This window comes from Pseudomonas sp. F-14 TE3482 (assembly GCF_053629455.1).
Genome location: NZ_JBRJII010000001.1, coordinates 4877599 through 4898253, shown reverse-complemented (window position 1 = coordinate 4898253; position 20655 = coordinate 4877599). Strand labels below are relative to the sequence as shown.

Genomic DNA, 20655 nt, shown 5'->3' with positions numbered 1-20655 from the left:
GATGCAGATCGAAAACAAGGTTTTTCTCGTCACCGGCGGTGCATCCGGCCTCGGTGCCGCCACCGCTGAAATGCTGATCGCTGCCGGCGCCAAGGTGATGCTGGTGGACATGAACGCCGAAGCCGTCGCGGCCCAGGCTGCACGTCTGGGCGCACAAAGCGTGGTGACGGACATCAGCAATGAAACGGCGGCGCAAGCGGCGGTGCAGGCGACGGTCAAAGCGTTTGGCGGCCTCAATGGTCTGGTCAATTGCGCCGGTATCGTGCGTGGCGAGAAGATCCTCGGCAAGAATGGCCCCCATGCGCTGGACAGTTTTAGCCAGGTGATCAACGTCAACCTGATCGGCAGCTTCAACATGCTGCGTCTGGCGGCCGCGGCGATTGCCGAAACCGAAGCTGACGAAGACGGTGAGCGTGGCGTGATCATCAACACCGCGTCGGCCGCAGCCTTCGACGGCCAGATCGGTCAGGCCGCGTATTCGGCTTCGAAAGGTGCGATCGTCAGCCTGACCTTGCCCGCCGCCCGTGAGCTGGCTCGCTTCGGTATCCGCGTGATGACCATAGCCCCGGGCATTTTCGAAACGCCGATGATGGCCGGCATGACCCCGGAAGTGCGCGAGTCTCTGGCCGCTGGCGTGCCGTTCCCGCCGCGTCTGGGCAAGCCGGGCGAGTACGCCGCGCTGGTCAGGCATATCATAGAAAACAGCATGCTCAACGGCGAGGTGATCCGTCTCGACGGTGCCTTGCGCATGGCCGCCAAATAAGGAGGATTTGTAATGACACTTTCCAACGATCCGATTGTTATTGTCAGCGCCGTCCGCACCCCGATGGGCGGTTTCCAGGGCGAACTGAAAAGCCTGACCGCGCCGCAGCTGGGCGCCGCAGCGATTCGTGCTGCCGTCGAACGCGCCGGTGTCGCTCCTGAATCCGTAGAAGAAGTGCTGTTCGGCTGCGTGCTCTCCGCCGGTCTCGGCCAGGCTCCGGCGCGGCAAGCGGCACTGGGCGCGGGGCTGGATAAGTCGACCCGTTGCACGACACTGAACAAGATGTGCGGCTCGGGCATGGAAGCCACGATTCTGGCTCACGACATGCTGATCGCCGGCAGTGCCGATGTGGTCGTCGCCGGTGGCATGGAAAGCATGTCCAACGCGCCATTCCTGCTGGACCGCGCCCGCAGCGGCTACCGCATGGGCCACGGCCGCGTGCTTGATCACATGTTCCTCGACGGCCTGGAAGATGCCTACGACAAGGGCCGCTTGATGGGCACCTTTGCCGAGGATTGCGCTGAAACCAACGGTTTTACCCGCGAAGCTCAGGACGCCTTTGCCATTGCTTCGACCACCCGCGCTCAACAGGCGATCAAGGATGGCAGTTTCACCGCCGAGATCGTGCCGCTCACCGTGACCGTCGGCAAAGAGCAGGTGCTGATCAGCCATGACGAACAGCCGCCGAAAGCCAAACTGGACAAGATCGCCTCGCTGAAACCGGCGTTCCGCGATGGCGGCACTGTGACCGCGGCGAACTCCAGTTCGATCTCCGACGGCGCGGCGGCACTGGTGTTGATGCGCCGTTCCGAAGCCGAGAAACAAGGCCTGAAACCGCTGGCGGTGATTCATGGTCACGCTGCATTTGCCGACACGCCGGGGCTGTTTCCGGTGGCACCGGTGGGCGCGATCAAGAAGCTGATGAAGAAAACCGGCTGGTCCCTGGACGAAGTCGAGTTGTTCGAAGTCAACGAAGCGTTCGCGGTGGTGAGTCTGGTGACCATGACCAAACTGGAAATCCCCCACGAGAAGATCAACGTTCACGGCGGTGCTTGCGCCCTGGGCCACCCGATCGGTGCGTCCGGCGCGCGGATCCTCGTGACCTTGCTCTCGGCCTTGCGCCAGAAAGGTCTGAAACGCGGCGTTGCAGCGATCTGCATCGGCGGCGGCGAAGCCACGGCCATGGCTGTTGAGTGCCTCTACTGAGGCTAATGATGCGCAATCTGTGTGTGTGGAGCTTGTGTGGCGAGGGAGCTTGCTCCCGCTGGGTCGCGAAGCGGCCCCAAAAGCTTTGCGACTGCTGCGCAGTCGAACGGGAGCAAGCTCCCTCGCCACACAAGCCCGCTCCCACAGGTCTTGCGTTTCAACTTGAATTTTAAGGACTTGGCATGATTCCCAATGACGAACAACTTCAGATCAGCGACGCGGCCCGGCAGTTTGCCCAGGAACGGCTGAAACCGTTCGCCGCCGAATGGGACCGCGAACATCGCTTCCCCAAGGAAGCCATCGGCGAGATGGCCGACCTGGGATTCTTCGGCATGCTGGTGCCGGAGCAGTGGGGCGGTTGTGACACCGGTTACCTGGCCTATGCCATGGCGCTGGAAGAAATTGCTGCGGGCGATGGCGCCTGCTCGACCATCATGAGCGTGCACAACTCGGTGGGTTGCGTGCCGATCCTCAAGTTCGGCAACGACGAGCAGAAAGAACGCTTCCTCAAGCCGCTGGCCAGCGGCGCGATGCTCGGTGCGTTTGCCCTGACCGAACCGCAAGCGGGCTCCGACGCCAGCAGCCTGAAAACCCGCGCCCGGCTCGACGGCGATCACTACGTGCTCAACGGCTGCAAGCAGTTCATCACTTCCGGGCAAAACGCCGGGGTGGTGATCGTGTTTGCGGTGACTGATCCGAGTGCCGGCAAACGCGGCATCACGGCGCTGATCGTGCCGACCGATTCGCCGGGTTATAAAGTCGCGCGAGTCGAAGACAAACTCGGTCAGCATGCTTCCGATACCTGCCAGATCCTCTTCGAGGATGTGAAAGTCCCGGTGGCCAATCGATTGGGCGAGGAGGGCGAAGGCTACAAGATCGCCCTGGCCAACCTCGAAGGCGGCCGTGTCGGCATCGCCTCGCAATCGGTGGGCATGGCCCGCGCCGCGTTCGAAGCGGCCCGCGACTATGCTCGTGAACGCGAGAGCTTCGGCAAGCCGATCATCGAACACCAGGCAGTGGCGTTCCGGCTGGCGGACATGGCGACCCAGATCGCCGTGGCCCGGCAGATGGTGCATTACGCGGCGGCATTGCGCGACAGCGGCAAACCGGCGCTGGTCGAAGCGTCCATGGCCAAGCTGTTCGCCTCGGAAATGGCCGAGAAGGTTTGCTCCTCAGCGTTGCAAACCCTTGGCGGTTACGGTTACCTGAACGACTTCCCGCTGGAGCGGATCTACCGCGACGTGCGGGTGTGCCAGATCTACGAAGGCACCAGCGATATTCAGCGCATGGTCATTTCGCGCAATCTTTGAGAAGGAATCCACCTATGAACTACGAAACGATTTTGTTGGAAACCCATGGCCGCGTCGGCCTGATCACCCTCAACCGTCCGCAAGCCTTGAACGCGTTGAATGCGCAAATTGTCAGCGAATTGAACCACGCCCTCGATGGCCTGGAAGCCGATTCGAACATCGGTTGCATCGTGCTGACCGGCTCGAAAAAGGCCTTCGCCGCCGGTGCCGACATCAAGGAAATGGCTGAGCTGACCTATCCGCAGATCTACCTCGATGACCTGTTCAGCGACAGTGATCGCGTGGCCAACCGCCGCAAGCCGATCATCGCCGCGGTCAACGGTTTCGCCTTGGGCGGTGGTTGTGAACTGGCGTTGATGTGCGACTTCATTCTGGCGGGCGACAACGCAAAGTTTGGTCAGCCGGAAATCAACCTCGGCGTGCTGCCGGGTATGGGCGGCACTCAGCGTCTGACCCGCGCCGTGGGCAAGGCCAAGGCCATGGAAATGTGCCTGAGCGGGCGTTTGATCGATGCGGTGGAAGCGGAGCGTTGCGGCATTGTTGCGCGCATCGTGCCGGCGGATGAGCTATTGGAAGAAGCGCTGAAAGTCGCGGCGCTGATTGCCAAGAAGTCGTTGCCGATTGCGATGATGGTCAAGGAAAGCGTCAACCGCGCGTTTGAAGTGAGCCTGTCGGAAGGTGTGCGCTTTGAGCGTCGGGTGTTCCACGCGGCGTTTGCCACGCAGGATCAGAAGGAAGGGATGGCGGCGTTTGTTGCCAAGCGGGAGGCGGAGTTCGTCGGCAAGTAATGCGGCGTCCTCGCGGACGTCATCGCGGGCAAGCCCGCTCCCACAGTGGTTTCCGGCGTTCACAAATTTTGTATACGCTTGAGAAACCTGTGGGAGCGGGCTTGCCCGCGATGCTTTTAAAGATCACACCAAGTAATGTTTCAACTCCCGGGCAATCACCATCCGCTGTATCTCGCTCGACCCTTCATAAATTTGCGTGATCCGCGCATCCCGGTAGTAGCGCTCCACCGGGTAGTCCTCCAGATACCCATACCCGCCATGAATCTGTATCGCCGACGAGCAGACCTTCTCGGCCATTTCCGAGGCAAACAGCTTGGCCTGTGAAGCCTCCGACAGACACGGCTTGCCGGCACTGCGCAACCGTGCGGCGTGCAGGATCAGCAAGCGTGCGGCGTTCAGTCGGGTGTGCATGTCGGCCAGCATATTGGCGATGCTTTGGTGCTCGATGATCGGCTTGTCGAATTGCACCCTATCCCGCGCGTAAGCCAGCGCTGCTTCGAATGCTGCCCGGGCGATGCCCAAGGCTTGCGCGGCGATGCCGATGCGGCCGCCTTCGAGGTTGGAGAGGGCAATGGCCAGGCCTTTGCCGCGCTCGCCCAGCAGATTGGCCTCGGGAACGGTGCAATTGTTCAGGGTCACGGCGCAGGTGTCAGAAGCGCGGATGCCCATCTTGTGTTCGCTACGGTCGACGATGAAACCCGCTGTTTCGGTCGGCACCAGGAATGCCGAGATGCCGCGCTTGCCCAGCTCCGGATCGGTCACGGCAAACACGATCGCCAGCTTCGCCCGTTTGCCATTGCTGACGAATTGCTTGGCGCCGTTGATCACCCACTGGCCGTCGCGCAATTCGGCGCGGGTACGCAGGTTATGCGCTTCGGACCCGGCCTGGGGTTCGGTGAGGCAGAAGCAACCGATGGCCTGACCGCTGGCGAGGTCCGGCAACCATTGCTGTTTCTGCTCTTCGGTGCCGTAGTTGAGCACCGGCCCGCAGCCCACGGAATTGTGGATGCTCATCAGCGCACCGGTGGCGCCATCACCGGCGGAAATCTCCTCCACCGCCAAGGCGTAGGCGACGTAGTCGACATAAGTGCCACCCCATTCCTCGGGCACCACCATGCCCAGCAGACCCAGTTCACCCATCTTCGCCACCAGACCATCATCGATCCAGCCGGCCTTTTCCCAGGCTTGTGCGTGGGGCGCGATTTCGCCGCGGGCAAAATCCCGGGCCATGTCGCGGATCATGACTTGCTCTTCGCTCAATTCGATATCGTGCATGGCTCAGCTCCCGCTCTGGTCGAACCCGGTGAAAAAACTTGCCACGTGCCCGGCGTCCAGCGCCTGCAGAGTCGGCGGATTCCAGCGCGGGTTCTTGTCTTTGTCGATCAGCAAGGCGCGCACGCCTTCGATCAGGTCGCCGCGTTCGAACCACTGGCGATCCAGGTGCAGTTCGAGGGCGAAGCACTGTTCCAGGCTCAGGTGCCGACCGCGCCGCAGCATTTCCAGGGTCACGCCCATGGCCAGCGGTGAACGGCTCTCCAGCAGGTCGGCGGTGGCCGTGGCCCACTCGTGGCTATCGGCGACGGTCACTTCACGCAGTTGTTCCACCATACTCGGCACATCGGGCAGGGCGAAGAAGTGATCGATGGCCGGCCGCAACGCCGCCAGGGGCGCTACCGGCAGTTGCTGCACGGCGAGTTTCGCCAGCACGCCTTGCAGGTCCTTGAGCGGCGTGTCGTGCCATTGGAGCTGATCGAGTTGCTCGTCCAGCGTGCTCAGGCTGGCGCTGTCCAGATACCAGTCGGCCAGGCCGCAATAGAGCGCATCGGCGGCACGAATCTGCACGCCGCTGACCCCGAGATAAATGCCCAGCTCACCGGGGATGCGTGGCAGGAAGTAACTGCCGCCAACGTCCGGGAAATAACCGATGGCCACTTCCGGCATCGCCAGACGGCTGCGCTCGGTGACCACCCGCAAATCGGCGCCTTGCACCAGCCCCATGCCACCGCCCAGCACAAAGCCGTCCATCAAGGCCAGGACCGGTTTGCGATAGTGATGGAGGGCGAGGTCGAGGGCGTATTCCTCGACGAAGAAGTCTTCGTGCAGGGTGTCGCCGCTTTTGAAACTGTCGTACAGCGAGCGAATATCGCCGCCGGCACAGAAAGCTTTTTCGCCGGCACCACGCAACACCACTGCGTTTACCTGCGGATCCTGTGCCCAGGCATCGAGCTGCTGTTGCAGGCTGCGAACCATGTCCAGGGTAATGGCGTTGAGGCCGGCGGGGCGATTGAGGGTCAGGTGACCGATGTGATTGCGAACCTCGGCCAACACTTCGTTTTGCGTGGCATCCATGGGCTGTGTTGTCGGGGATGAAACCTGAGCAGTCATCACTAACTCCCTGCTTTTATTGTTCTTTATAGAGAAGCTCGCGCGCGAGCGATGCTGGATCGTATCAGTGCAAATTTGTGATGTACAACCGGGATACGTGCAGGTGCTGTTTGCATTTTTACCTTAAGGCAACTTCCAAGGATCGCAACCTTTGGCAGCCTGACACCGTTTTGAATCAACCTCGAACTTGTGGCGAGGGAGCTTGCTCCCGTTCGACTGCGTAGCAGTCGCAGGCTCTGTAGAGGGGCCGCTTCGCAGCCCAGCGGGAGCAAGCTCCCTCGCCACAAAAGCCTGTTGCTTCCTTTGATGAACTCAGGTTCTGCTGCTCAGCACTTCACCGATGCTACGGCGCCTGGCATGCAACTCGCTGGCATGGATCAACTGCTCGAGGTCTTCAGGGGTGACGTCGTAGAAGGCCTCCATGTCGGCGAGGGCCAGTTTCAGATCCGCGGCAGTGATCGCCTGGCTGTCGGGGACGGGCATCATCAGTGCCGGTTCAGCGGGACGTTTGGGGTAACGAATGCGCGTCAGATTGTTGTACGCCAATGCGCAGAGCAGCATCGTCGAGGCACTGAGCATCACCGGGCCGAGGGCTTTCCACTCCAGGGCGATGGTCGCCGGGTCTGCCACCACCATCAGCAACGCCAAGGCACCGGCCGGTGGGTGCAAGCAACGTAACCAACACATCAGAATCAGCGCCATGCCCGCCGCCAGGCATGCGCTGCCGAGGCTGCGTCCGAGCACATGAGCGACCAGCAGCGACACCACTCCCGCGCAAAGGTAACCGCCAAGAATCGACCACGGCTGGGCAAGCGCGCCCGAGGATACAGCGAACAACAGCACCGCCGAGGCGCCCAGCGGGCCGATCAGATGCAGCGCCACTTGCATGCCGAATACCTGACTGCAGAGCCAGACGCTGAACATCGTGCCCAGTGACATGCCGATGGCGGCGCGACTCCATTCTGAAGGACGGGTGTTGATGGCGGCAGGTAACCAGCGAGCGAACATGAGGCAAACAATCCGTAAAAAATCGAGGCAAAAAAAAGGCTTAGCTGGGATACCCAGAAAGCCCTTGAAGTAGTTCCAACTATTGGGGGAGGAACGCCGCACAGTGTGCCGATCATTCCTTATGCTGACAAATTCATATTAATGCTGCTTCAGTGCATTATTTTTGCAGTATTGCCACGCGCCGACCGCTCATGAAGCACAGCAAACCGCCCATCGCCGTCAACGCACTCAGTGCATAAAACATGGTGGGCGCGGGCGTGTGCAGCAGCAGATAGCCACAGATCACCGGGCTCAGTGCCCCACCGAGGGCTGCGAGATTCTGCGCGCCGTAGTAGCTGCCGCGCAGTTCTTCCGGGGCCAGGGTGTCGACGAACAGAAATTCGGCCGGGTAAATGATCATTTCGCCAAGCGTGAAGATGAACATCGCCACGCACCAGCTCACGAGACTGTCAGCCAGGCTGAAACCGATCAACCCGAGGATGAACAGGCTGGTGCCGCCAGCAATCCAGTAACGCAGTTGTTCGCGTTTGAGGAACCGGCCGATCTGGTATTGCAGCAGGATCACGCTGATGGCGTTGCAGGCGAGCAGGGCGGCCATGGTTTCCAGGGCGCGTTTGGTGTCTTGGGTGACTAGCAGGTATTGCGACAAATACAGGGTGAAACGACCATGCACCACGGTGCTGAGCAGGCAGCCACAAGTGAACATGATCAGCGTGCGGTCGTTCTTCAGGGTGATCAGGGTTTTGAGGAAGCTCTGGGGCTGGCCGATCGCGGGTGTCTGGGCCGGGTCTTTGGGAATCCCGCTCATCAGGAAAATACTGAAGAATGCGATGCCGCCGGCGATCAGGAACGGCGCAAGCGGCTGCACCCCGGCGATCACCACGCCGAGCATCGGGCCGGTGGCGTAGCCGATATTGGTCAGGGTGTAGCGCAGTGAAAAAGCCTTGGCGCGCTGGCCCACGGGCAGGTTTTCGCTGAGGATTGCCTTGGACCCGATCAGGAACAGCGCCGAAGCAGTTTCGGTGATTACCAGGGTGGCGGTGGTCAGGTAGAGGTTTTCGGCGAAGGTCAGCAACACGAAACCGATGGCGCTGGAGAGCATGGTCAGAATCAGCAGCCGACGTTTTTCGAGGCGGTCGATGATGTAACCGCCGTAAAGCGCGAGCAGGGTGGCGATGAACACCGCGATACCCAACAACAGGCCGACGTCCTGTTGGTTGAGGCCGAGTTTGTTGCTCAGAAACAGGGTGAGCAACGGGCTGGTAATGGCGCGGCTGACGACGATGGTCAGCGAAACGATCATCAAGCGGCGGATAACGAGGGAGTAAGTGGCCACGGTGGGGCAAATGTCCTTATTTCAGATTCTGTGGTGTTCGACGCGATACCGAGTTGCTGCTAATCGCGGGCAAGCCCGCTCCCACAGGCTTTGTGTCGATCATTTAATCGTGGCTCGACGCGAACCTTGTGGGAGCGGGCTTGCCCGCGATGAGGCCCGCACAGACAACGCCATACTCAACTCAGCCACCGATCAAGCGCCCGAACCGATTCCAGCTCTTCCAGCCGCCACAACTGCTCAAGCAACCCTTTCGCCTGCTCCTGCGGCATCACCCGGCCCGCCAGACTGAAGAACTTCTCCTCCAGCGCCTCATCACTCAGCGGATTGCCCGGCGCCCCCAACGGCACCTCAACACACAGGCTCGCTTGCCGACCATCCACGGTCTGCACGCTGACCACAGGCTCGCCATCCTCCGACAGTAGCGGGTCGACTTCAAGGTGAATGCGTGACATCCAGTGAGCAATTCGCGGTTGGTAGCGCTGTTCGTCGTCGTAGGCTTCCAACCGGCAATGCCCATGGACCAGCCGGGCGGCGAGGGCATAGCGCAGGCTCATCTGCGCCGCCGACAGGGTGTTGATGTCCTGACCGCCACACATGTCCTGGAGGAATCCGCACAACGACACCTGAACGCTCTCGACCTGATCCGCGCTGACCTGCAATTGATCCAGCAACAGGCCCAATGAATCGATCGCCGAATGCGTCCCCCGGCATGCCGCATAGGGTTTGATCGAGCAGCGAGCGAGTTTCCACACATGCCCCAGTTCGGCATCCAGCGCCTCAGGCACGGCGGTATCCGCCGCGAGGGTCTTGAGAAAACCGCCCCAGACATCATCGAACAATTTTGTCGGCCCGGTGATCCCTTGTTGCGCAAACCGCGCTGCCAACAATCCACCTTCGGCGGCCCTTCCGCTGTGGAGTTTTTTGCTTTGCGAGCCGTCATGAATGAACGCCCAAAGACCGCCGCTGAAGCTGCCGGCAATGCCCAGCGCCGCCAGGGTTTGCTGTGCATCCAGCCCCAGAATCCGTGCACTGGCCGCCGCTGCGCCAAACACCCCACACGTCGCCGTGGAGTGCCAACCGGCGCCGTTGTGGGCCGAGTAACTGCCGCAGGCTTCGAGTACCCGACGGCTGATGTCGTAGCCGATCACCACGGCGCTAATCAATTCGCGGCCATTCACGGGTTTTACCGACATCGATAGCGCAGCCATCACCGCTGGCAGCACCACCGCGCCGGAGTGATCGCAGCCGCCGGTGTCGTCCAGCTCCAGGGCATGCGCGGCGATGCCATTGAGCATGGCGGCCTGTGCCGCGCCGACCCGCTGACCGGTGCCCCAGACCAACGTGCTGCCGGCCTCACCCTCGAAAACCTGACGCGCCTGCTTCGCCACATCACTGCCAGCCCCGGCCAGGGTCACGCCGAAGGTGTCGAGGATGTGTCGCCCGGCTTGCGCAACCAACGCGGGAGGTAAATCTTCGAAGCGAGTATCGACGCAGAACTGTGCCAACCGCTCCATCCGCACGACTCCATCGTAGGCGCTACCGAAGGCTGAGATCTGTTGATCTTTCATACGCCGTAATCCCGGTAATGACGTTCGTACACGGCTGCCGGATGATCCTCGGCCACGGGCGCTGCCGATTCAGCCCACCATTGAGCGACCTCGGCACCGGTGGCGATCCACACGTCGTCATGCTGTTGGATGCTTTGCAGCAATTGGCGCAACACGCCGATCCGCCCGGGCGTGGCGATGATTTCCGGGTGCAGCCGCAGCACGTAACACAGCCCGAAGCGGTGAAACCCGGCGAAGTCCATTTGCAGGTTGCCCAGGGTATGGCTGTAAGAGGCGATCCGCGATTGCGCCGGCGGCACCGCCGGGCTGAGGTTGAAGGCGAAGTAGGGTTCGTCTTCCAGTTCGTAGTGCAACGGCAGCTCGATCACTTCGGGCGCCGTCGGATGAGCGAAGGGCAAATCATCGCCGCGCCATGACGAGTCCCAGCGGATGCCATGCTCCCTTAACGCTTCAATGAAGCCGGGCGCACCGTTGCCGGCGGGGATGCGAAAGCCTGTTGGACGCTGACCGGTCAGCGCGCTCAAGGCCGCGCAACCTTTGGCGATCTCGGCGCTTTGCTCGGCCAGCGTCAGGTGGTCGTAGTTCTGATGGCGATACCCGGCGCAGGCGATTTCATGCCCCCCGGCCTGGATCGCCTGGATGTGCTGCGGGTTTTCCTCGGCGACGATGCCGGGAATGAACCAACTGCTGGAAACGCCAAGCTCTTCGAAAAGCCTGAGCAAACGCTCGACACCGCGTTGGGTGCCGTAGCGCCACACCGATAAAGTCTTGTCGCGCCCGGCGACTTCCGGCGCCTGGGTGAGGATGCCGTGGATGTCGTTGTAATCGACGGTCAGCACCACGGCGCAGCGATAGCCGTTTGGCCAGACAGTGGAATCAGCCATGGTGATGCTCCTTCAGCCACCAGTGGGCGACGTCGCGGCAGGTGGCGAACCAGACGTCGTCGCGTTGGCGCATGTGTTCGAAGAGTTTTTCCAAGAGCAGGATGCGCCCCGGTTTGCCGGTGATCTTGGGATGGAACAGGGTGGTCAGGCACAACCCTTCAGCCATGGCACCGTCGAATTCGCGGCACCAGTTGTCGAGGGTCAGCGCGTAGCTGGCGGTGCGGTCCAGCCCCGACGGAAAGTCCGGCGCGCGGGTGTAGGCGAGGGAGGCGTAGTCGTCCATTTCCCAGCGACCGGGGATTTCCACCAGCGGTGTATCGAAGCCCGGCACGTTGACCAGATACGGCCGATCATCGCCGCGCATGCTGCTGGAGTAGGTCACGCCAGCTTCCACCAGCATCGCCGGCGTTTCGGCCCGCCAGTCGCCGGATGGTGTGCGGAAACCTTCGGCGCGGATGTGTAGGTGCTTCCAGAACACCTCACGGGATTTGTGCATCACGTCCTTTTGCTGATCCAGCGTCAGGGCGTAAAAGGATTCGTGTTTGTAGCCGTGGTAAGCCACCTCATGCCCGCGCTCGACAATCGCCTGGCACTGTTTCGGCCAGTTCTCCACGACCCAGGCCGGGACGAAAAACGTGGTCGGGATCCTGAACTCATCCAGCACGTCGAGAATCCGCGGCAGCGCCCGATAGGGGCCATAACCACCGAAACCGAAATACTCGGGCTTGCGCCAGATCGAGCCGTTGAGCATCGCATCGCCGGTCGGGCCATCGAGGTCGAAGGCCAGGGCGAGGCAGGCTGTGTGCTGGTCCGGCCAGTTCGGTTGGGGTGAGGAGGACATGTGGTGCTCCAACTATTTATAAGTAAACGCCGAACCCTGTGGGAGCGGGCTTGCTCGCGAAGAGGGCGGTACATTCAACATCTTTGTCTCCTGACAGACCGCCTTCGCGGGCAAGCCCGCTCCCACAGGTATTGGAGGTTGCCCCCCCAGAATGTGGATCGACATCTAACCCTGTGGGAGCGGGCTTGCCCGCGATGAGGTCGGCACATTCAACATCCATGTCACCTGACAGATCGCCATCGCGGGCAAGCCCGCTCCCACAGGTTTGTCGGTTGGCCACAAAATTGTGATCGACCCAGATTTAGTGTGGGAGCAAGCATTACTTGCCGGCGTTGATGGTCACGGTCTTGATCGCGCCCAGTTCCAGGTCCCACTTCTTCAGGATCGCCTGGTAGCTGCCGTCATCGACCATGCTCTGCATCGCCACTTTCACCGCTTCACTCAGCTCAGGCTTTTTCTTGCTCACACCCAGCCCGGTGAACTGCTTGGAAATTGGCAGGCCCACGGTTTTGTACATGTCCTTTTCCTGGGTCTTGAGGTACGGCAGGGTTTCGCTGCCTTGCATGGCCGCGTCGATACGGCTTTGACGCAGTTGCGCGCGGGCATCGGCCGAGCCTTCGGTGCCGATCACGTTGATCGCAGGTTTGCCGGCGGCTTCGCAATTGGCCTTGCTCCACTCGGCGATTTCCGCCGGGAAGGTGGTGCGGCGGCTGGTGCCGACTTTCTTGCCGCACAGGTCGATGATCTCGTTGGTGTCCTTGTTTTTCTGCAAGGTGTAGAACTGCGGACCGCTGGTGAAGTAGTCGACGAAGGTTACGCTGGCCTGACGCTCAGCGGTGTCGGTCATGCCCGACATCACCATGTCGACGCGGTCGGTGGTCAGCGCGTTGATCATTTGTTCGAAGCCGGTTTCCTGCCATTTGATCTTCACGCCCAGCCGCTCGGCCAAGGCGTTGCCCAGGTCAACGTCGAGGCCGGTGAGGGTATTGGTGGCCGGGTCCTTGAAATCCATCGGCGGGTAGTTCGGCATGATCGCTACCACGACCTCGCCCTTGTCCTTGATGCTGGCCGGTAGTTCGGCGGCCCAGGTGAAGCTGGAAGCCATAACGCCTGCGAGTACTGCTGGGATAACTATGTTCTTCATGGTCGTTCTCTTATGAGTGTTATTACGCAGCTCTTGGTTTCCGAGGCTGGCGCTTAGGTTCGAACGGCAGAAATGAAGCTTTGGGTGCGTGGGTTTTGCGGACTTATTAGTATTTCTTCGGGGCTTCCAGCCTCCACGATCTGTCCTTCGTCCATGAACACCATGCGGTTGGAAACCTCGCGAGCGAAGCCCAGTTCATGGGTGACGACGATCATGGTCATGCCGGTCTGCGCCAGATCGCGCATCACCGACAGCACCTCACCGACCAGTTCCGGGTCGAGTGCCGAAGTGGGTTCATCGAACAGCATCAGCTTGGGGCGCATGGCCAACGCGCGGGCAATCGCCACCCGTTGTTGCTGACCGCCCGACAGTTCGATCGGGTAGCTGTTGCGCTTGTCGGCCAGGCCGACGCGAGCGAGCAATTCCAAGGCTTCTTCGTGCGCCTCTTTGGGCGAACGCTTGAGCACCTGGCATGGCCCTTCGATGATGTTTTGCAGCACAGTCATGTGCGGGAACAGGTTGAAGCGCTGGAACACCATGCCGGTAGCCAGGCGCTGACGGGCGATCTGCGACTCGTTGAGTTCGTGCAGCTTGTTGCCGACGATGCGGTAACCCACCAGTTCGCCGTCGACCCACAGGCCGCCTTTGTCGATTTTTTCCAGCTGATTCACGCAGCGCAACAGGGTGCTCTTGCCGGAGCCGGACGGGCCGATGATGCAGAGCACTTCGCCTTGCTCGACCTCGATGTTGATGTCCTTGAGTGCGTGGAAATGGTCGTAGTACTTGTTCAGGCTCACGGCCTTGACGATGCTTCTCATGTTGAACTCCTCAAGAACGCTTGCCGGCGCCGCGAGCGAAACGACGCTCCAGACGGCTTTGACCAAAGGACAGAACAGTGACGGTGGCCAGGTACCAGATACCGGCGACGATCAGCAGCTCCATCACGCGGGCGTTGGCGTAGTAGATGTTCTGGGCGTTGTAGAGCAGTTCCGAGTACTGGATGACGCTCGCCAGGGAGGTCATTTTCACCATGCCGATGAACTCGTTACCCACCGGCGGAATGATGATCCGCATGGCCTGGGGCAGGATGATCCGGCGCAGGGCTTGCAGGCGCGGCATGCCGATCGACTTGGCGGCTTCGTACTGCCCGGTGTCGACCGAGAGCAGGCCGGCACGCACCACTTCGGCGGTGTAGGCGCCCTGGTTGATGCTCAAGCCGAGGAGGGCGGCCACGAAGGGAGTCATCAGGCTCACGGTGTCCATTTCGAACAGGCCGGGGATGCCGATGGTGGGGAAAATCAGCGCCAGGTTGAACCACAGCAGCAGCTGCAGAATCAGCGGCGTTCCGCGAAACAGCCAGGTGTAGATCAGCGCCACATAGCGCAGGATCGGGTTGGCCGACATGCGCATGATCGCCGTGATCACTCCGAACACGATGCCCAGCGCCATCGCCAGCACCGCCATGATGATGGTGTTGAGCAGGCCCCACATAATGGCCTGTGAGGTGAGGAACTGGCCGATGTACGACCATTCGATCTTGCCTTCGGCGAAGGCCCGCACCAGGCCGACAATCGCAATCACGATCACTGTGGCGAAGAAAATCCGCCCGTAGTAACGCCGTGGCACATGTTGGTACTGGGTGATATCGAACTGGTTTTCCGCCAGTTTGCGCTCCGCCTGGAGTCGTTCTGCCTGAGTCTGGCTCATGTTGTTTCTCCGTACTCTGATATTTCAGGTCAGCACAGTCCCTGTGGGAGCGGGCTTGCCCGCGATAGCGGACTGTCAGTCAACAAAAATGTGGATGTGATGGCCTCATCGCGGGCAAGCCCGCTCCCACAGGTTTTGTGCTCTGACTTAAAGGCGAAAGCCCTGATAGTTCTCGGTCCACTGCTGCTGCGCCGCAAGGGCGGTTTTCAGTCGGCCGATCTGCTCGCGCACCTGTTGCGGCGCGGTGCCACCCCAGCCGCTGCGGGCGGCGATGGCGGCTTCCAGCGTCAGGCTCTCGCGCACTTCAGGTTTGAGGCGCGAATCGATCTCGGCCAGCAACGCCGGAGATGCTTCCCACAATTCGATCTCATGTTTCTCACAGGCCTGGACCAGTGCACCGGTGATTTCGTGAGCTTCCTTGAACGGCACGCCGCGCACTGCCAGCCAGTCGGCCACTTCGGTAGCGAGGGTGAAACCCAGCGGCGCCTGACGACGCAGCTCTTCGACGTTGACCTTCATGGTCGCGACCATTCCAGCCATGGCCGGCAGCACCAGCAGCAGGGTGTCGACGCTGTCCAGCACGCCATTCTTGTCCTCACTCAAGTCGCGGTTGTACGACAGCGGCAGGGATTTGAGGGTCGACAGCAAACCGGTCAGGTTACCGATCAGGCGACCGGCCTTGCCCCGGGCCAGTTCGGCGATGTCCGGGTTTTTCTTCTGCGGCATGATCGAACTGCCGGTGGCGTAGGCATCGTCCAGCGCGACCCAGCGAAATTGTCGCGACGACCACAGGCAGAACTCTTCGGCGAGGCGGGAAATGTTGATCCCCAGCATGCTGGCAATGAACAGGAACTCGGCAACGTGATCGCGGCTGGCAACGGCGTCGATGGAGTTTTCACACACGCCGCTGTAGCCCATTTCCTTGGCCGACTGCTGCGGCAGACGCGCGATGGCGGAACCGGCCATGGCCGCCGCACCGAGTGGCGACAGCGAGGTGCGCACATCCCAATCCACCAGGCGCTGCACGTCACGCAGCATCGATTGGGCGTGGGCCAGCAAGTGGTGAGCAAAGACGATTGGCTGGGCCTGTTGCAAGTGGGTGAACCCAGGGCAGATGCTCTCGATGTGTTGCTCGGCCTGATCCACCAGCGCTTGTTGCAAGGCCAGCACTTCGACGGCCAGGGTGCGCACGTGATCACGCAGGAACAGGCGCAGGTCATTGGCGGTCTGGTCGTTGCGCGAGCGGCCAGCGCGCAGCTTGCCGCCCAGTGCGCCGAGGCGTTCGGTGAGCAGGCGCTCGATGAACGTGTGGACGTCTTCGTCATCCAGCGTCGGTGCGATGCTGCCGGCACGGAAGTCATCCCCGATACGCTCCAGGGCGTCGAGCATGGTCTGGGTTTCCTGCTCGCTCAGAAGCCCTGCGCGCTGCAATTCCCGGGCATGCGCCTTGGAGCCGGCGAGGTCGTACGGGGTGAGGCGAAAGTAGCGCTCGGGACAACGGGACAGGGCCGCCAGGGCTTCGGACGGGCCGCTCTTGAAGCGGGCACCCCAGAGACGGTCGGTGGATTGAGACATTGTTGTTTTCCTCGTCGTAGAGCGAATTGAAATCGGTATGCCGAGCCCGAAACACCCGCCGAAAATCATTCGGGCGTGGTTCGGCTCAATCAAATTCAAGGGCAGGGGAAAAGCGCAGTTGCTAAATGGCGAGAGCTGATCGAAGTGTCAGCTTTTAATAGTTCGAAATCAGTGAGTTGGCACTGATCGACGGGATTTATTAACGGTTGCCAAGCCTTGTTTTCTGTGTTCATTATTATTAGCCAGCACTGTTTTTGTTGTTGGGCACAGATTGTTGAATAGGGCGCCAGAGGTAAATAAGCATTATGGAAACCCCACTTTCCAATTCCGGAAACCCGCCGCTAAAATCGGTGCATCGGGCACCGCTGGCCCTCAGCGGTCTGGACTTCAAACTGCTCAAAGTATTCAAGGCTGTGGTCGAGGCGGGTGGCTTCAGCGCAGCGCAGAATGAGCTGAATGTGGGCCTGGCGGCCATCAGCAAACAGATCTCGGACCTCGAGATTCGCATTGGCATGCGCCTGTGTACCAGAGGGCGGGAAGGGTTTCACCTGACCGAAGAAGGGCGTCTGGTGTACCAGGCATCAATCGATTTATTTGCCTCGGTCGATAACTTCCGTGATCGGCTTAGTTCGGCGCAGAACGAACTTATTGGCGACCTTGGGGTGGGTGTTATTGATAATACGATCACCGACGATAATTCACCGTTAGTTGCGGCGCTTAGAAAAATAAATGAAGAGTCGCCAAAAGTAAGGTTTCAACTTCAAGCATCTCAGTTAGATGAGGTAGAAAGAGGCGTAGTCGAGGGGCGGTTAGTGGCCGGGATCGTGCCGGTTTATCAGAGAAGAGAGGAGTTCGATTACTTCCCGCTTTATGAAGAACGCTCGTACGTGTATTGCGCTGTCGGCCATCCGCTGTTCTCGGTGCCGGAGGCGGAGATGGGCAGCAATGTGCTGCAGGATCACGAGTGCATCAACCACCGTTACGCGATCCATCGAGACAAACTGAATTTTGCCCGCTACGACAGCTTTTCCGCATCGGCAACTCAAGTGGAAGCCGTGGCGCTGCTGGTCAAGACCGGCCGTTTCGTGGGTTTTCTGCCCGAGCATTACGCGGCAACCCTGGTGGCTCAGGGACAGTTTCGGGCGGTGCGGCCGGACCTGATCAACATCGTTACGCCGTTCAATCTGATCCTGCGTCACAACACCGTGCGCAGTCCGCTGGTAAAGGCGTTTGCCCAGGCGTTGGGTGTGGATTTGAAGGCGTCGGTTTGACGCTAACGCAGCGTCAAGTGCATCGCACAGCGTCCTCCCCCGGCAAACCGTGGTTGCTTTCATTGTTCAACACCGCGGTTAAACGTGGGCCGATTTCAGCCAGGCTCAAAGTTTCAAAACCGAGTTGCCGATAAAACGATTCATTCCAGGGCAAGTCGTGAAACGTAGTCAAAGTCAGACCGTGGAGTTCTCGTCTACCTGTGCCGTTAACAGCAACTAGCGGCCAGCGCCCAGGACAAGACTGCGTACACCGAGTTCATGTAGGAGCTGCCGCAGGCTGCGATCCTTTGATCTTGATCTTCTGCAACTTCAAAGCCGCCAAAAGATCGCAGCCTTCGGCAGCTCCTACAAGGGGGCTGGAAGATGGGTGCCTCACGCCACGACCGAGGCCGCTGGCCATTGCTGATGGGGAATCGGCAGGTTGCGTGATTCGCCACGACCCATCGGGAAGTACAGGAAGCCACTGCGGGCCAGGCGTTCGGCGTCGTACAGGTTGCGCCCGTCGAAGATCACCGGAGCGTTAAGCCGTTGCTGGATCAGATCGAAGTCCGGCGCCTTGAATTGCTGCCATTCGGTGCAGATGATCAGTGCGTCCGCACCCGCGAGCACCGATTCCGGCGTACCCATGAGCATCAGCTTCGATTCGTCAGGGTATAGGTGTTGGGTTTCCTGCATGGCTTCCGGGTCGAACGCCCGCACATGGGCCCCGGCAGCCCACAGCGATTCCAGCAGCACCCGGCTCGGCGCATCGCGCATGTCGTCGGTGTTGGGCTTGAAGGCCAGGCCCCACACGGCGAAGGTTCTGCCGCGCAAGTCGCCCTTGTAGAAGGCGTTGATGCGTTCGAACAGTTTGTGTTTCTGCCGCTGGTTGATGGCTTCTACGGCTTGCAGCAGGTCGCTGGAGCAATGGGCCGCTTCGGCACTGTGAATCAGCGCGCGCATGTCCTTGGGGAAACACGAGCCACCGTAACCGCAGCCGGGATAGATGAAGTGATAACCGATGCGTGAATCGGCGCCGATGCCCAGCCGCACCGATTCGATGTCGGCGCCCAGGTGTTCGGCCAGCTCGGCGATCTGGTTGATGAAACTGATCTTGGTCGCCAGCATGCAGTTGGCGGCGTATTTGGTCAGCTCGGCGCTGCGCAGGTCCATGAACATGATGCGGTCATGGTTGCGATTGAACGGGGCGTAGAGATCGCGCATCACATCGCGCACGTCATCGCGTTCACAGCCGATGATGATGCGGTCTGGGCGCCGGCAATCGGCCACGGCCGACCCTTCCTTGAGAAACTCGGGGTTGGAGACGATATCGAACTGCAGCAGCCGACCGACCTTGAGCAGGCACTTTTCGATATGCGCGCGCAACGTATCGCCCGTGCCCACCGGCACCGTGGATTTCTCCACCAGAATCACCGGTTGTTCACGGTGACGCGCCACTGCTTCACCCACCGACAGCACGTGGCGCAGGTCCGCTGAACCATCGTCCCTGGACGGCGTGCCGACGGCAATGAACAGCACCTGGCCATGTTGCACCGCGAATTTTTCGTCGGTGGTGAACTGCAGCCGTTTGGCTTCCAGGCTTTCGCGCACCAGGCTAGCCAGCCCCGGTTCGAAGATGCTGACGTGGCCTTGTTGCAGCAACGCGACTTTATTCTCGTCAATGTCCATGCACACCACGTCGTGGCCGACTTCAGCCAGGACGGCAGCTTGCACCAGGCCGACATAACCGCTACCAAATACGCTGATTTTCATGGAGCTCTCCTGATTGTGGGCGCGTGAGCAGGTCGAGAGTTGATGGTGATGACACCGAGGATGACCAACGCCACCCCCAGGGTTTTCGAAAGGCTGAAGGATTCGTTGAACAACGGCAGGCTGGCGGCCAGCACGTACACCAGCGCGTAGCTGATGCTCAGCAGCGAATAGGCCCTACCCAGGGGCAAGTCCCGCAGGGCGGCGAGCCAGGTAAGCATCGACACGGCATAGGCGAGAATGGCGGCCAGCACGACGACGATGGCGGACACATCGACGCTGCCGTTGCTCAAGGCGGATATCAATTGTTCGGGATGGGGCAGGCGGGTCATGCTCCAGCGCATACCCAACTGCGCGGCGCTGCCCAGCAGCACGCTGCCCAAGGCGAAGGCGAGTCCGCGACGCAGGCTCATGCGTGTTGCCCCAGCAGCGCCACGCCAGCGATTACCAGCGCCACGCCCAGCCAGTGACGGCGGTCGATGGTTTCGTGAAAAACGAAGCGGGCGACCAGTGTGATCAACACAAAATTCAGGCTGAGCATGGGATAGGCGACGCCGACTTCGAGGCGCTGCAACACCAGCAGCCAGACCAGCAAGCCCAATCCCAGAGAGGCGAGCGCCAGCCACAGCCACGGCGAGCGCAGTTTCTCGCCCCAGCCCGACGTCTTGCCGCGCCAACTTTCCACGGCGTATTTCTGGGCGATTTGGCCCAGGCAGGTCAGCAGGCAGGCAGCCAATACGAGCAGCAGGCTCATGACACCCCCTGAGGAAAGATCAGAATCACCAGGTTGCCTTGTTCATGATGTTTGCCATCCTTGGGCAGTCGTTCGATTTCTTGCAGCTCGCCATCGCCCTTGACCCGCATCACCATGCCGACCGAACCACTCTGGCGGGCTTCGCGCATTCACTGTTGCACCTTGTCCGGGTCGACTCGCTGCTTCACTGAGTCAGGATAGGCGAGGCCATATTTCAATTCGCCTATCGTGTATAACGCCACATCGGGGCGTCTCAGGCGTCAGGCCAAGGCTGAAGCGGTGCCGGCCAGCACAATGGTCTCGCTCATTGCAACCGTTGATATCCAGTCAAGCAGACGTTTGGCATTGGCGATAAGCCAAGAAGCC

Annotated in this window: 19 protein-coding genes and 1 pseudogene; 5 read left to right on the top strand and 15 right to left on the bottom strand. The window is 60.7% G+C overall.

All coding sequences use genetic code 11. The annotated features are described in order from the left end of the window. Position 1 precedes the first annotated feature (1 nt). The 4 genes from AB7M26_RS21975 (at position 2) to AB7M26_RS21960 (ending at position 4067) form a co-directional block, all read left to right on the top strand. The gene (locus AB7M26_RS21975; RefSeq protein WP_123497018.1) at positions 2-763 is read left to right on the top strand and encodes an SDR family NAD(P)-dependent oxidoreductase; all 762 of its coding nucleotides are present in this window, start codon (positions 2-4) and stop codon (positions 761-763) included. A 12-nt stretch (positions 764-775) separates the two neighbouring features. Beyond that, complete coding sequence (locus AB7M26_RS21970; RefSeq protein ID WP_123497016.1) at positions 776-1969, top strand: acetyl-CoA C-acyltransferase; 1194 nt, start codon at positions 776-778, stop codon at positions 1967-1969. Between the two features lie 182 nt (positions 1970-2151). Next, on the top strand, positions 2152-3279 hold the full coding sequence (locus AB7M26_RS21965; RefSeq protein ID WP_095634009.1) for an acyl-CoA dehydrogenase: 1128 nt from the start codon (positions 2152-2154) through the stop codon (positions 3277-3279). 14 nt (positions 3280-3293) lie between these two features. Continuing rightward, positions 3294-4067 carry an enoyl-CoA hydratase gene (locus AB7M26_RS21960; RefSeq protein WP_123497014.1) on the top strand — a complete coding sequence of 258 codons (774 nt, stop codon included), beginning with the start codon at positions 3294-3296 and terminating at the stop codon, positions 4065-4067. A 123-nt stretch (positions 4068-4190) separates the two neighbouring features. Here AB7M26_RS21960 and AB7M26_RS21955 read toward each other — a convergent pair whose 3' ends face one another. The 11 genes from AB7M26_RS21955 to argH form a co-directional block, all read right to left on the bottom strand. Further along, the gene (locus AB7M26_RS21955; RefSeq protein WP_063343595.1) at positions 4191-5342 is read right to left on the bottom strand and encodes an acyl-CoA dehydrogenase family protein; all 1152 of its coding nucleotides are present in this window, start codon (positions 5340-5342) and stop codon (positions 4191-4193) included. A 3-nt stretch (positions 5343-5345) separates the two neighbouring features. Continuing rightward, a complete protein-coding gene (locus AB7M26_RS21950; RefSeq protein WP_123497012.1) occupies positions 5346-6452 on the bottom strand; it encodes an enoyl-CoA hydratase/isomerase family protein in 1107 nt (368 codons plus the stop codon). A gap of 312 nt (positions 6453-6764) precedes the next feature. Further along, the gene (locus tag AB7M26_RS21945) at positions 6765-7460 is read right to left on the bottom strand and encodes an HPP family protein (protein WP_123497010.1); all 696 of its coding nucleotides are present in this window, start codon (positions 7458-7460) and stop codon (positions 6765-6767) included. Between the two features lie 157 nt (positions 7461-7617). Beyond that, on the bottom strand, positions 7618-8796 hold the full coding sequence (locus AB7M26_RS21940; RefSeq protein WP_063343600.1) for an MFS transporter: 1179 nt from the start codon (positions 8794-8796) through the stop codon (positions 7618-7620). 176 nt (positions 8797-8972) lie between these two features. After that, a complete protein-coding gene (locus tag AB7M26_RS21935) occupies positions 8973-10364 on the bottom strand; it encodes an MmgE/PrpD family protein (protein WP_123497008.1) in 1392 nt (463 codons plus the stop codon). Continuing rightward, the gene (locus tag AB7M26_RS21930; protein WP_123497006.1) at positions 10361-11248 is read right to left on the bottom strand and encodes a polysaccharide deacetylase family protein; all 888 of its coding nucleotides are present in this window, start codon (positions 11246-11248) and stop codon (positions 10361-10363) included. The genes AB7M26_RS21935 and AB7M26_RS21930 overlap by 4 nt, the downstream gene beginning before the upstream one ends. Then, positions 11241-12089: a polysaccharide deacetylase family protein gene (locus AB7M26_RS21925; protein WP_123497004.1), complete on the bottom strand. Its 849-nt coding sequence runs from the start codon at positions 12087-12089 to the stop codon at positions 11241-11243. Before AB7M26_RS21925 ends, AB7M26_RS21930 begins: the two co-directional genes overlap by 8 nt. 319 nt (positions 12090-12408) lie before the next feature. Further along, entirely contained in the window at positions 12409-13233 is an 825-nt protein-coding gene (locus AB7M26_RS21920) for an ABC transporter substrate-binding protein (protein WP_007900204.1), read from the bottom strand. Between the two features lie 53 nt (positions 13234-13286). Continuing rightward, complete coding sequence (locus AB7M26_RS21915) at positions 13287-14051, bottom strand: amino acid ABC transporter ATP-binding protein (RefSeq protein WP_007900205.1); 765 nt, start codon at positions 14049-14051, stop codon at positions 13287-13289. 10 nt (positions 14052-14061) lie between these two features. Continuing rightward, positions 14062-14940, bottom strand: a complete 879-nt coding sequence (locus AB7M26_RS21910) for an amino acid ABC transporter permease (protein ID WP_123497002.1) — start codon at positions 14938-14940, stop codon at positions 14062-14064. Positions 14941-15087: 147 nt separating this feature from the next. After that, positions 15088-16515 carry an argininosuccinate lyase gene (gene argH, locus AB7M26_RS21905; RefSeq protein ID WP_123497000.1) on the bottom strand — a complete coding sequence of 476 codons (1428 nt, stop codon included), beginning with the start codon at positions 16513-16515 and terminating at the stop codon, positions 15088-15090. Between the two features lie 305 nt (positions 16516-16820). On the opposite strand from argH, the gene AB7M26_RS21900 reads away from it, so the two are divergent. Continuing rightward, positions 16821-17786, top strand: a complete 966-nt coding sequence (locus tag AB7M26_RS21900; RefSeq protein ID WP_123496998.1) for a LysR family transcriptional regulator — start codon at positions 16821-16823, stop codon at positions 17784-17786. Positions 17787-18158: 372 nt separating this feature from the next. Here the strand turns inward: AB7M26_RS21900 and AB7M26_RS21895 are convergent, their stop codons facing one another. The 4 genes and pseudogenes from AB7M26_RS21895 to AB7M26_RS21880 form a co-directional block, all read right to left on the bottom strand. After that, a complete protein-coding gene (locus AB7M26_RS21895) occupies positions 18159-19538 on the bottom strand; it encodes a UDP-glucose dehydrogenase family protein (RefSeq protein WP_123496996.1) in 1380 nt (459 codons plus the stop codon). Beyond that, a complete protein-coding gene (gene arnF / locus AB7M26_RS21890) occupies positions 19535-19948 on the bottom strand; it encodes a 4-amino-4-deoxy-L-arabinose-phosphoundecaprenol flippase subunit ArnF (protein WP_123496994.1) in 414 nt (137 codons plus the stop codon). Before arnF ends, AB7M26_RS21895 begins: the two co-directional genes overlap by 4 nt. Further along, a complete protein-coding gene (arnE, locus tag AB7M26_RS21885) occupies positions 19945-20289 on the bottom strand; it encodes a 4-amino-4-deoxy-L-arabinose-phosphoundecaprenol flippase subunit ArnE (RefSeq protein WP_008072369.1) in 345 nt (114 codons plus the stop codon). Before arnE ends, arnF begins: the two co-directional genes overlap by 4 nt. Then, positions 20286-20573 (bottom strand): annotated as a pseudogene (locus tag AB7M26_RS21880) (lipid IV(A) 4-amino-4-deoxy-L-arabinosyltransferase); the annotation flags it as partial. The gene arnE and the pseudogene AB7M26_RS21880, both read right to left, overlap by 4 nt. Positions 20574-20655: the final 82 nt, after the last annotated feature.